Origin of the sequence: Cognatishimia sp. F0-27, assembly GCF_020667845.1 — a bacterium.
In the GTDB taxonomy this organism is placed as follows: domain Bacteria; phylum Pseudomonadota; class Alphaproteobacteria; order Rhodobacterales; family Rhodobacteraceae; genus JAFMPQ01.
The window spans coordinates 21775-34648 of the sequence record NZ_JAFMPQ010000022.1 but is presented as its reverse complement, the minus strand read 5'-3'; the positions used below and the strand labels follow the sequence as shown (position 1 = coordinate 34648).

Sequence of the window (12874 nt, the reverse complement as noted above, 5' to 3'; positions counted from 1 at the left end):
ACCATGACGAAACTGACGCTCGGCCCGATCGCCTACCACTGGTCCGCGGATGCACGGCGTGACTACTACGCCCGCATCGCGGATGAGGCGCCCGTCGACGAGGTTTATCTGGGCGAGGTGATTTGCTCCAAGCGCGCGCCCTTCCACGAGGCAGACCTGCCGGCCACGATCGAGCGGTTGGAGCGCGCAGGCAAGACCGTGATCCTGTCAACGCTGGCCGAGGTGATGCTGAAACGCGAGCGCAAGGCAACCGAGGATCTGGCCGCGATGGACACGCCCGAGATCGAGGTGAACAACGCCGCAGGGCTTTACGCGCGCGGTAAGCGTCCGCATCGGATCGGCCCCTTCATGAACGCCTACAACGACGCGACGATAGCCTGGATGGCCGGGCAGGGCGCGACCCATGTCTGCCTACCGGCCGAGATGCCGGCCCCGGCCATTGCAGCCGCGGCGCAGGCCGCAGTTGCGTTGGGCCTGGGTGTCGAGGTGCAGGTTTACGGCCGCGCGTCTCTGGCTGTGTCAGCGCGGTGCTATCACGCCCGCGCGCACGGCCGCACCAAGGACAACTGCCAGTTCGTCTGTGAAGAAGACCCCGACGGCATGCCGCTCCGCACCCGCGACGACCGGCCGATCATGCGGGTGAACGGCATCCAGACCCTGTCGGAAAGCTATGTCGACCTGCTCCCCGAAGCGGCCCGTCTGATTGCCGATGGCGTCACGCACCTGCGGCTGATGCCACAGGCGGTGGACATGGTCGCGGTGGCGCAGGTGTTTCGTGATGCGCTCGATGGGCGCGTGCCGACAGGCGAGGCTGATGCTCGCCTTGCGACGCTGAGCGGGCATGCGGGCCTGAGCAACGGTTTCTATCATGGCACGGCGGGCTACCGCCGCATTGCCGCCGCCGCGCCGGCCTGAGCGCGCAAGGGACGCCACAAATGACCTCGACCGCCGAACAGATGCGCGCCTGGACCGGACCCGCGATCCTGACCTACGGGTTCCGCCCGTTCTTTTTCGGCGCGGCGGTCTGGACCGTGCTGGCGATGGCGCTTTGGGTGCCGATGCTGTCAGGGCACCTGATGTTGCCCACAGCCTTCGACCCCGTGTCATGGCACGCGCACGAGTTCCTCTACGGTTATCTCGGCGCCGTCGTCGCGGGCTTTCTCCTGACTGCGGTGCCAAACTGGACGGGGCGCCTGCCAATCGTCGGCTGGCCGCTGGGCGGACTGGCGGCGCTGTGGCTCGTGGGGCGCGTGGCTGTGATCTTTTCGGCGGGGTTGCCGGGGCTGCTGGTGGCGGCGGTCGACCTTGCCTTCCCGGTCGTACTGGCCACGGTGATTGGGCGCGAAATCGTGGCGGGTCGGAACTGGCGCAATCTGATCGTGCTGGGGATGCTCGCGGTCTTTGCCCTCGGTAACGCGCTGTTTCACTGGGAGGCCGCGCGAGGCGAGTATGCCGCGCAAGGTTACGGCCTGCGACTAGGCCTGGGCGCGGGCGTGATGATGATCGCGGTCATCGGCGGCCGAATAGTGCCGTCCTTCACCCGTAACTGGCTGGTGAAACGGCGCAGCGCCGTACTGCCCGCAGCGCCGATGCAGCCCTTCGATAAGGGGGCGCTCGCGGCTCTTCTGGTGGCGCTTGTGCTGTGGGTAGCACTGCCTCTCGGGACGCTGACTGGATTCGCGCTTGCGCTGGCAGCCGTGTTGCACGCCCTGCGATTGGTCCGTTGGGCCGGACACCACACCTTTGCCGAGCCGCTGGTGACTGTGTTGCACGCAGGCTATGCCTTCGTGCCGTTGGGGGCCCTGGCATTGGCCGCAGAAATCTTGGCTCCCGGGTCCTTCGGAATAGCGGGCGCGCAGCATTTCTGGATGGCGGGTGCAATCGGCTTGATGACACTGGCCGTGATGACACGCGCCACGCTTGGTCATACCGGGCAGGACCTGCGGGCGGGAGCAGGGACCGTCATGATCTTTCTGGCCCTGATCCTGTCCGTATTCGCGCGGGTCGCGGGCGGCGTATGGCCCGAATTTTCCAGCCCCTTGAACACTTTGGCAGGGCTATTCTGGACACTTGCCTTCGGCAGCTTTGCGGTCATCTACGGCGGGCTATTGCTACGTCTGCCCGCCGCCAAGCGGATCTGAGACGCGCATCCATGGGATGGTTCGAGTTCGCCCTCGCCTATGTCGTGTTCTTCCTGTCGCATTCGTTGCCCGTGCGACCGCCGCTGCGACCCTGGCTTCAGAGGCGGCTTGGCCCTGTCGGTTTCACGCTGGTCTATTCCGCCCTGTCGCTCGCGGTGCTGGCCTGGCTGATCGCGGCGGCAGGCCGCGCCCCGCATGTGGCCCTTTGGGACTGGGCGCCATGGCAGATCCATGTCCCTTTGACGGTCATGGGGCCGGTCTGCCTGATCCTTGCGCTCTCCATCGGCCGGCCCAACCCTTTCTCGTTCGGGGGAGCACGCAATGACCAGTTCGACCCGGCACGGCCCGGCATCGTTCGCTTGTCGCGTCATCCGCTGCTTCTGGCGTTGGCGCTTTGGGCGGCGGCCCATGTCGTGCCCAACGGAGATCTGGCCCACGTGATCCTGTTCGGCACCTTCGCCGCTTTCGCGCTGCTGGGAGACCGACTGATCGACCGGCGCAAACGCCGCGAGATGGGGCCAGAGTGGCAACGGAAGCTTGAGCGCGTGGCGGAGGCGCCGCTCCTCTCGGCGTCCCCGTCGGGGGGCACTCTCCTGCGGCTTGCGGCAGGCATTGCGCTTTACGGGGCGCTGCTCTGGGCTCATCCGTTTCTTTTTGGGGTCAGCCCGCTTCCTTGAAGGTCAATCCTTGATGTCTTCGATCCAGGTCTTCGCGGCGACAGCCCGGGGCAGGCCGAGCGGGCCGATGGCCAGCATCGCGACCTGCATGATCGCCTCAGCCTCAATCCCCTCCGATCTGGCGCGCCGGGTGTGGGAATGGACCGCGCCTTCGGAGCCCGCGCCAATCGCGAGGGCGAGCTTGACGAGGCGCTTCTCGCGGTCTGTCAGGGGGCCGCAATTGGCCGTTGCCTTGCCCAAGGCAGCATAGGCCTTCCAGACATCAGGGTGTTCCTCGGCGAGATCTCCGGCGGCGCCGGGCATGGATTTGGTCATCTGTCAGTCCCTCAGGTTGAAAAGTCATCAATCAGTGGATTTGGTTTCGCAAAGCGCTCAAGGTCCGCCTGATTGTCGATGGAGATGCGCGTGCCGGTCACGGAAACGCCATAGGGCTGCAGGCCCTTGAAGGCGCGGCTGAGATTTTCAGGAGTCATGCCCAGCACAGAGGCCAGGCGCCGCTTCTCGAAGTCCAGCTCGAACGCAGCCCCACCTCCCGCGTGCCTTTGTTGCCTCAGTAGGTAGTTCGCGAGCCGCTCGAGCGAGGTTCTGAGTTTCAGATCCTTTTGCGCCTTGATGACCGAGCGATAGCACTGCGCCAGTTCCGTGACGATCGCACGGGCAAAGTTGCTGTCGGCGTCGAAGATCGCGCGCACGTCCTGACTGGGGATCAGCGCGATCCGGCTTTTCTCCAACGTGCGGGCCGACATCAGGTAGGGCGCATCCTTGATGGTCGCGGCAAGAATGAAGGTCGAGATCGGGCGGACGGTCGCCATGCTGGTCTCTCGGCCATTCCAAGTCGAAAACAGATCGACCGAGCCCGAAACGACGATATGAAGAAAATCGCTCGGTTCTCCTTCAGTGATCAATTCGATCTGTGCAGGGAAATTCTGCACATAGGCGCCCCGCATCAAGGATGTGAAATTATCATCCGCCATCTGCGCAAAGAGATCGAGTTTTCGAATATCCCGGTATTCGGAATCGGGCATGTCGGTCCCCCTTGGACTTTGCGCGCTTAACAATTGTCACCAAATCAATTGATATATGTCAACCCGTCGGTTGACCTTCGCGACCGCAGCCTTGATCTGCGCCCGCTCATCGGATGACATATTTCTGTAAGCCATTTATTTCGTTAGCATTTTCTCAGTTTTGTGATCTAGATCAAGTCATGAGCGTCGCTGTGGCGTCAGGTCTGGCACTGATCCCCACGCAGGGGTGAAAGACCCTTTTTGCCGGAGACCCGCCATGCAGACCGTTGCAACAGCCTCACGCGCCGATCAGACGCGCGCCTTGAGCCTGAGCACGATCGCCTTCACCGCCTGTTTCGCGGTCTGGACGATCTTTTCCATCATCGGTGTAGCCATCAAGGCCGAGCTTGGCCTGAACGACACCCAGTTCGGCCTGCTGGTCGCCACCCCGATCCTGACCGGATCGGTCACCCGCCTGTTCCTGGGCGTCTGGACTGAGAAGTACGGCGGGCGGCTGGTGTTCTCGAGCCAGATGATCCTGACGGCGCTGGCCACATGGGCGCTGACGCTGGCCGACAGCTACATCATGTATCTGATCGCGGCCCTCGGCATCGGCCTCGCGGGCGGGTCGTTCATCATCGGCGTCGCCTATGTCAGCCGCTGGTATGACGCAGGCCACCAGGGGACCGCGCTGGGTATTTTCGGTGCGGGCAACGTCGGCGCCGCGGTCACCAAGTTCGTCGCTCCCTTCGTCATGGTCGCCTATGGCTGGCACGGTGTGGCCTATGTCTGGGCCGCGGGGCTCGCCATCATCGGCGTACTGTTCTTCCTGCTGGCAAAGGACGATCCCGAGCTGGTCGAGCGGCGCAAGACAGGGGCGAAGGCACCGTCGCTGGCGCAGCAATTCGCACCGCTGAAGAACCTGCAGGTCTGGCGCTTTTCGCTCTACTACTTCTTCGTCTTTGGTGCCTTCGTCGCGCTGGCGCTGTGGATGCCGCACTACCTGATCGACGTCTACGGAATCGACGTGCGCTTCGCGGGCATGGCGGCGGCGTCGTTCAGTCTGTCGGCTTCGCTCTTTCGCGCATACGGCGGCCATCTCAGCGACAAGTTCGGCGCGCGCCGGGTCATGTACTGGACCTTCGGCTTTTCGCTGCTGTTCCTGTTCATGCTGAGCTACCCGCCCACGGACTACGTCGTCCAGGGCAAGGACGGCGCCATCGCCTTCTCGACGCAAATGGGTCTTTGGCCCTTCATCGTCACGCTCTTCGCTCTGGGCTTCTTCATGAGCCTCGGCAAGGCGGCGGTCTTCAAGCACATCCCGGTCTACTACCCCAAACATGTGGGTGCCGTCGGCGGACTTGTCGGCATGATCGGGGGCCTTGGTGGTTTCGTTCTGCCGATCGCCTTCGGCGCACTCCTCGATCTCACGGGCATCTACACGTCATGCTTTGCGCTGCTCTTCGGACTGGTCGCCATCGCACTGACCTGGATGCATCTGTCGATCCGCGCGATGGAGCGCGCCGCGCATGGCGAAGTGCTCGACCAACTGCCGCAGCTGCCCGAGATGCAGGACATTCACCACCCCGAACGCACCGCCATGCCGCGCGTGCTGGAGGATTGGCGGCCGGAGGACCAGCAATTCTGGGCCGCAAAGGGCCGTGCCGTTGCACGCCGCAACCTGTGGATCTCGATCCCGGCGCTTCTGCTGGCCTTCTCGGTCTGGATGGTGTGGTCGGTGGTCGTGGCTCGTTTGCCCGCCATCGGGTTCGACTTCACCCCAGGCCAGTTGTTCTGGCTGGCGGCTTTGCCGGGCCTGTCGGGCGCGACGCTGCGGATCTTCTACAGCTTCATGGTCCCGATCTTCGGCGGGCGGCTGTGGACGACGCTGTCGACCGCCTCCCTGCTGCTGCCTGCCATGGGCATCGGATACGCTGTGCAGAACCCCGAGACGCCTTACCTGATCTTCCTCGTCCTTGCTCTTCTGTGCGGCTTTGGCGGCGGCAACTTCGCCTCGTCGATGGCCAATATCGGCTATTTCTTCCCGAAGGCCGAAAAGGGCAACGCATTGGCGCTGAACGCGGGGCTGGGGAACCTCGGCGTGTCGGTCATGCAGTTCCTTGTGCCCATCGTCATCACGGCGGGTGTCTTCGGGGCACTTGGCGGGCAACCGCAGACCATGTCCGACGGCGGTCAGCTGTGGATGCAGAACGCAGGCTTCGTCTGGGTGCCCTTCATCCTCGCAGCGACCATAGCGGCCTGGTTGGGCATGAACGACATCGCAGATGCACGCGCCAGCTTTGCCGACCAGGCGGTGATCTTCGGACGCAAGCAGAACTGGTTGATGTGCATCCTCTACACCGGCACCTTCGGCAGCTTCATCGGCTACTCGGCGGGTTTCCCTCTGCTGACGCGCCTCGCCTTTCCCGAGGTGAACGCACTCAACTACGTGTTCCTTGGGCCGCTCGTGGGGGCGCTGAGCCGCGCTGCCACCGGCTGGATCTCGGACAAGTTTGGGGGCGGTCGCGTGACCTTCTGGACTTTCGCCCTGATGATCGTCGCCACCTTCGGTGTGATCAGCTTCCTTGGATTGGGCTCCTTCGTCGGCTTCTTCGCCTGCTTCATGGCGCTCTTCTTCCTGACCGGTGTCGGCAATGCGTCGACCTTCCAGATGATCCCGGTGATCATGGGTCGCGAAATTCCGCGCCTGATGCCGCACTTGGGTGCTGAAGAGCGCAAGCGTCAGATCGCGATGGAGTCCGGCGCGATCGTGGCCTTCACCTCGGCCATCGCGGCTTACGGCGCCTTCTTCATCCCCAAGGCCTACGGGACATCAATCGCGATGACCGGGTCTGCCGTTGGGGCGCTGTGGGGTTTCCTGATCTTCTACGTGATCTGCGTCGTCATCACCTGGGTGGTCTACACGCGCCCCGGCGGCCTTCTCCACGACATCGAACATGGCCGCACGCCGCAGGGCACCGCAGCCCAGCCCGCTGAATGACCCAATTGATTTCCCGGGCGGCGGAGCACGCCGCCCGGACTCAGACACCCGAAAGGACAGCCCAATGAGCCATCTGCTCGACAAACTGAACTTCTTCCAGAGCAAGGAACTGGAGCAATTCTCCGACGGTTGGGGCCAGACCACCCGTGAGAACCGCGACTGGGAGGACACCTACCGGAACCGCTGGCGGCACGACAAGATCGTCCGCTCGACGCATGGGGTGAACTGCACCGGGTCGTGTTCGTGGAAGATCTACGTCAAGTCCGGCATCGTCACCTGGGAAACCCAGCAGACCGACTATCCGCGCACCCGCGCGGGCCTGCCCAACCACGAACCGCGCGGCTGCGCGCGGGGAGCGTCCTACAGCTGGTATCTCTATTCCGCGAACCGGGTGAAGAACCCGCTCATCCGGAGCGCCCTGATGCGGGCCTGGCGCAAGATGCGCGAGACGATGACGCCGGTGGCCGCCTGGGCCGCGATCCAGGGCGATCCTGCCCTGCGCAACGGGATCAACAAGACCCGCGGCAAGGGCGGCTTCGTGCGGGCAAGCTGGGACGAAGCTACCGAGATCATCGCCGCCGCCAACGCCTACACGGCCAAGACCTACGGGCCCGACCGCGTCTTCGGTTTCTCGCCGATCCCGGCCATGTCGATGGTCAGCTACGCCGCGGGCTCACGCTACCTGTCGCTTCTGGGCGGCACCTGCATGTCGTTCTACGACTGGTACTGCGACTTGCCGCCGGCTTCCCCCCAGACCTGGGGCGAACAGACCGACGTGCCGGAATCGGCCGACTGGTACAACGCGGGATTCCTGATGCTCTGGGGCTCGAACGTGCCGCAGACCCGCACGCCCGACGCCCATTTCTACACCGAAGTGCGCTATCGCGGCACCAAGTCGGCCGTGGTCAGCCCCGACTATTCGGAAGCCGCCAAGTTCGGCGACATCTGGCTGAACCCGCAGGCGGGCACCGACGCGGCGCTGGCGATGGCCATGGGCCATGTGATCCTGCGCGAATTCCACCTCGACCGGCAGGCCGAGTATTTCGAGGAGTATGCCCGCAAGTATACCGACATGCCGATGCTGGTGCGGCTCGATGAGAAGGACGGCCACCTGGTGCCGGGCCGGATGCTGCGCGCCGACGATTTCGACGGGAACCTGGGCGAGTCGAACAACCCCGACTGGAAGACGGTCGCCTACGACGAGGCATCGGGCAAGATCGTGGCGCCCAATGGATCCATAGGGTTCCGTTGGGGCGAAGAGGGCAAGTGGAACCTCGAGGAGCAGGCGAAAGGCGCGGAAACCAAACTGCGCCTCAGCCAGATCCTTGACGAGGATCACGACGAGGTGGTTGGGGTCGACTTCCCCTATTTCGGGGGTGCTGCCACCGGCGATTTCGTCAAATGCGATCACCCCGAGGTGCTGACCCGGAACATTCCCGCCCGGCGTATCGCGCTCGCCGATGGCAAGGAGGTGCTGGTCGCCACCGTATTCGACCTCTTCTGCGCCAATTACGGTCTCGACCGGGGCCTTGGCGGTGAGTGGGTGTCCAAGGACTTCAATGACGACAGCCCCTACACCCCGGCCTGGGCCGAAAAGATCACCGGCGTGGAGCGCGAGAAGATCATCGCGGTTGCGCGGGAATTCGCCGGCAACGCCGAAAAGACCCATGGCAAGTCCATGGTCATCCTCGGGGCCGGTCTGAACCACTGGTACCACATGGACATGAACTACCGCGGCATCATCAACATGCTGGTGATGTGCGGCTGCATTGGGCAGGAAGGCGGCGGCTGGTCGCATTACGTTGGTCAGGAGAAGCTGCGCCCGCAGACGGGCTGGCAGCCTTTGGCCTTCGCGCTCGACTGGAACCGCCCGCCGCGGCACATGAACTCCACCTCGTGCTGGTACGCGCATACCGACCAATGGCGCTATGAGACATTGCGCGCCGGCGAGATCCTGTCGCCGACCGCACCCGAGGGCGATTGGGACATCAGCCTGATCGACTATAACATCCGGGCCGAGCGCATGGGCTGGCTGCCGTCTGCCCCACAGCTCAAGACCAATCCTCTGGAAGTCTCGAAAGCCGCAAAGAAGGCCGGGAAGGAGATCAAGGACTACGTCGCCGAACAGCTGAAATCCGGCGATCTGGAAATGTCCTGCCAGGATCCGGACGCCCCGGAAAACTGGCCGCGCAACCTGTTTGTCTGGCGGTCAAACCTTCTGGGGTCGTCCGGCAAGGGGCACGAATACTTCCTCAAGCACCTTCTGGGCACCGATCACGGCGTCATGGGCAAGGATCTGGGCGAGGAAGGCGGCGTGATGCCGAAGGAGGCCCGCTGGCATGACGAGGCGCCGAAGGGCAAGCTTGACCTGCTGGTCTGCATCGACTTCCGGATGTCCACGACGGCGGTGTACTCCGACATCGTTCTACCGACGGCTTCCTGGTACGAAAAGGACGACCTCAACACCTCGGACATGCACCCCTTCATCCACCCGCTGCAGGCGGCGGTGGACCCGGCCTACGAGTCGAAGTCTGACTGGGAGATCTTCAAGTCGATCGCCCGGAAATTCTCCGAAGTGGCGCCCGAGGTGCTGGGCGTGGAAACCGACATCGTCCAGCTTCCTCTCCTGCACGATACCGCCGCCGAACTGGCGCAGGCGCAAGTGAAGGACTGGAAGAAGGGCGAATGCGACCTGATCCCGGGCAAGACCGCGCCGAACTACATCGCGGTCGAGCGGGATTATCCAAACCTCTACAAGAAGTTCACCTCGGTCGGGCCGCTGCTCGAGAAACTCGGCAACGGCGGCAAGGGGATCAACTGGGACACCAAGACCGAAGTCAAGCACCTGCGCGACCTGAACGGGGTCGTGCTGGATGAGGGCGTGTCCAAAGGCCAGCCGAAACTCGAAACCGCCATCGACGCGGCCGAGATGATCCTGATGCTCGCCCCGGAAACCAACGGCGAAGTGGCCGTGAAGGCCTGGGAAGAACTTGAGAAGCCCACGGGGCAGCACCATGCCCACCTCGCGGAGGGCGCCCATCACACCAAGATCCGCTTCCGCGACATCGCCGCGCAACCGCGCAAGATCATCTCGTCGCCCACATGGTCAGGCATCGAGAGCGAGGAGGTCTGCTACAACGCTGGCTACACCAACGTCCACGAACTCATCCCGTGGCGCACCCTGACGGGCCGCCAGCAACTCTATCAGGATCACGAATGGATGCGCGCCTTCGGTGAGGGTTTCGTCAGCTATCGCCCGCCGGTGGACCTCAAGACCATCACAGTGGCCGTCAACAACGACGCGGCCGAGGGCAGCCCGCACGTGGTGCTGAACTTCATCACGCCCCACCAGAAATGGGGCATCCACAGCACCTACACCGACAACCTGCTGATGCTGACGCTGAACAGGGGCGGCCCGGTGGTCTGGATGTCCGAGGTAGACGCGAAGAAGGCTGGGCTGGTCGATAACGACTGGGTCGAGGCCTACAACACGAACGGCGCTCTGACCGCGCGGGTGGTGGTGTCCCAGCGGATCAAGCAGGGGACGCTATTCATGTATCACGCGCAGGAAAAGATCGTGAACACGCCCGGTTCGGAAAAGACCGGCAATCGCGGCGGCATCCACAACTCGGTGACCCGCGCCACCCTGAAACCCACGCACATGATCGGCGGCTACGCGCAGCTGTCCTACGGCTTCAACTACTACGGCACCGTGGGCAGCAACCGCGACGAGTTCGTGATCGTGCGGAAAATGAAGAAGATCGACTGGCTCGACAAACCCGCAAGCCGGTCCGCAACCCAGAACGTGGAGGCAGCGGAATGAGAGTTCGTGCACAAATCGGAAAGGTCCTGAACCTCGACAAATGCATCGGGTGTCACACCTGCTCGGTCACCTGCAAGAATGTGTGGACGACGCGCGAAGGTGTCGAATACGCGTGGTTCAACAACGTCGAGACCAAGCCCGGCACCGGCTATCCGACGGACTGGGAAAACCAGAAACGCTGGAACGGCGGCTGGGTACGCTCGGCTTCGGGCAAATTGCATCCCAAGCAGGGCAGCAAATGGCGCATCCTGGCGAACATCTTCGCCAACCCGGCCATGCCCGAGATCGACGACTACTACGAGCCGTTCGATTTCGACTACGACCACCTGAAATCGGCGCCCGACATGACCGCGTTCCCGACCGCGCGCCCCCGCTCGAAGATCACCGGCGAGCGGATGGAGAAGATCGAGAAGGGTCCGAACTGGGAGGAGATCCTCGGCGGCGAATTCTCGAAGCGGTCTCAGGACTACAACTTCGATCAGGTGCAGAAGGACATTTATGGAGAGTATGAAAACACCTTCATGATGTATCTGCCGCGCCTGTGCGAGCACTGCCTTAACCCCACCTGTTCCGCCTCCTGTCCCTCGGGCGCGATCTACAAGCGCGAGGAGGACGGCATCGTTCTGATCGACCAGGAGAAGTGCCGCGGCTGGCGGATGTGCGTCTCGGGCTGCCCCTACAAGAAGGTCTATTACAACTGGGACACCGGCAAATCCGAGAAATGCACCTTCTGCTATCCGCGGATCGAAAGCGGCCAGCCGACGGTCTGCTCGGAAACCTGCGTCGGGCGCATTCGCTATCTGGGCGTGATCCTTTATGACGCAGACAAGATCGAAGCTGCGGCCAGCGCCGAGCGCGAGACCGATCTCTACGGCGCGCAGCTCGACGTCTTCCTCGACCCGAACGACCCCGAGGTGATCGCCGCGGCGCGCCGCGACGGCGTGCCCGAGGACTGGATCGAGGCGGCGAAGGTCAGCCCGGTCTGGAAGATGGCGATGGATTGGAAGGTCGCCTTCCCGCTGCACCCGGAATACCGGACGCTGCCGATGGTGTGGTACATCCCGCCGCTCAGCCCGATCCAGAACGCCGCTCAGGCGGGCCAGATCGCGATGAGCGACCAGATGCCCGACGTCCGATCCCTGCGCATCCCCGTCAAATACCTCGCCAACATGCTGACGGCGGGCGACGAGGAGCCCATCGTTCACGCCCTCGAACGCATGTCGGCGATGCGGCTCTACATGCGGGCCCTCAGCGTTGACGGCGTGCGGGACGAGGCGATCGCCGCACGGGTCGGCATGTCCGGTCGGGTGATCGAGGACATGTACAAGATCATGGCCATCGCCGATTACGAGGATCGTTTCGCGATCCCCACGGCGCACCGCGAACAGAACGAGCATGGCGCCGACATCCGCGGCGGCTGCGGCTTCACCGACGGCAACGGCTGTTCCACCGGCGAGGCGGGCAAGACGACGCTCTTTGGCGGCAAGAAAAAGAAATTCGCCCTTCCGCAGGAGACCTTCTGATGCTGGACCGTTCCCTGAAAGCCCTGTCGCTGATCCTGAGCTATCCCTCGCGGGAACTTCAGGAGGCGATGCCCGAGATCGGGACAATTCTTGGTTCCGATCCCCGCATCGCCACCGATACACGCGCTGCGCTGCGCTCGTTGACCGATGGCTTCGCAGACTCCGACCTCTACGATCTGCAGGAGAGCTACGTGATGCTCTTCGACCGGTCGCGGACGCTATCGCTCAATCTCTTCGAGCACGTTCATGGCGAAAGCCGGGACCGTGGCGGTGCAATGGTCAGTCTGATCGAGACCTACCGGGCAGGCGGGTTCGAGCCCGCCACAACGGAATTGCCGGATCACCTGCCGGTGCTGCTGGAATTCCTGTCGACGCGTCCCTTCGCAGAAGTGCAGGAAACCTTGGCGGACGCGGCGCATATCCTCGATGCTCTCGCGGCCCGGCTCGTCCGGCGCGACAGCGGATATGCCGCCGCGTTCGCCGCTCTTTTGCAGCTGTCAGGTGACAAGGCCGACGCCGAAGCGGTGGCCGACATGCTGGCCCAGCCCGATGATGATCCGACCGACCTCGCGGCGCTCGACGCTGTCTGGGAGGAAACGGAAGTCACCTTCGGCCCCGATCCGAACGCCGGTTGTCCGCAGGTCCGCGACATGCTCGCGGCGATGGACAAACCGACCCCGCAACAATTGAATAGGAGTGCATGAC

At 63.6% G+C, this 12874-nt stretch carries 9 protein-coding genes; 7 read left to right on the top strand and 2 right to left on the bottom strand.

Translation table 11 applies throughout. From position 1 onward, the window contains the following. The first annotated feature begins 3 nt into the window (after positions 1–3). From J1C49_RS12870 to J1C49_RS12860, 3 genes are read left to right on the top strand one after another with little or no spacing between them, the layout of a single operon-like run. Entirely contained in the window at positions 4–915 is a 912-nt protein-coding gene (locus J1C49_RS12870) for a U32 family peptidase (RefSeq protein ID WP_227446237.1), read from the top strand. Positions 916–935: 20 nt separating this feature from the next. After that, a complete protein-coding gene (locus J1C49_RS12865; RefSeq protein WP_227446236.1) occupies positions 936–2141 on the top strand; it encodes an NnrS family protein in 1206 nt (401 codons plus the stop codon). An 11-nt stretch (positions 2142–2152) separates the two neighbouring features. Then, on the top strand, positions 2153–2818 hold the full coding sequence (locus tag J1C49_RS12860) for an NnrU family protein (RefSeq protein WP_227446235.1): 666 nt from the start codon (positions 2153–2155) through the stop codon (positions 2816–2818). Positions 2819–2821: 3 nt separating this feature from the next. On the opposite strand, the gene J1C49_RS12855 is transcribed toward J1C49_RS12860, so the two are convergent. Together J1C49_RS12855 and J1C49_RS12850 are read right to left on the bottom strand one after the other, a co-directional pair. Continuing rightward, the gene (locus J1C49_RS12855; RefSeq protein WP_050930797.1) at positions 2822–3133 is read right to left on the bottom strand and encodes a carboxymuconolactone decarboxylase family protein; all 312 of its coding nucleotides are present in this window, start codon (positions 3131–3133) and stop codon (positions 2822–2824) included. Between the two features lie 11 nt (positions 3134–3144). Then, the gene (locus J1C49_RS12850; RefSeq protein WP_050930795.1) at positions 3145–3843 is read right to left on the bottom strand and encodes a cyclic nucleotide-binding domain-containing protein; all 699 of its coding nucleotides are present in this window, start codon (positions 3841–3843) and stop codon (positions 3145–3147) included. Positions 3844–4099: 256 nt separating this feature from the next. Between J1C49_RS12850 and J1C49_RS12845 the strand changes: the two genes are divergently transcribed. The 4 genes from J1C49_RS12845 (at position 4100) to narJ (ending at position 12873) form a co-directional block, all read left to right on the top strand. After that, positions 4100–6823 (top strand): MFS transporter, encoded by a 2724-nt coding sequence (locus J1C49_RS12845; RefSeq protein WP_227446234.1) that lies wholly within the window; start codon positions 4100–4102, stop codon positions 6821–6823. 64 nt (positions 6824–6887) lie between these two features. Then, positions 6888–10646, top strand: a complete 3759-nt coding sequence (locus J1C49_RS12840) for a nitrate reductase subunit alpha (RefSeq protein ID WP_227446291.1) — start codon at positions 6888–6890, stop codon at positions 10644–10646. Continuing rightward, complete coding sequence (gene narH / locus J1C49_RS12835) at positions 10643–12169, top strand: nitrate reductase subunit beta (RefSeq protein WP_050930785.1); 1527 nt, start codon at positions 10643–10645, stop codon at positions 12167–12169. Before J1C49_RS12840 ends, narH begins: the two co-directional genes overlap by 4 nt. Next, on the top strand, positions 12169–12873 hold the full coding sequence (gene narJ, locus J1C49_RS12830) for a nitrate reductase molybdenum cofactor assembly chaperone (RefSeq protein WP_227446233.1): 705 nt from the start codon (positions 12169–12171) through the stop codon (positions 12871–12873). The genes narH and narJ overlap by 1 nt, the downstream gene beginning before the upstream one ends. Position 12874: the final 1 nt, after the last annotated feature.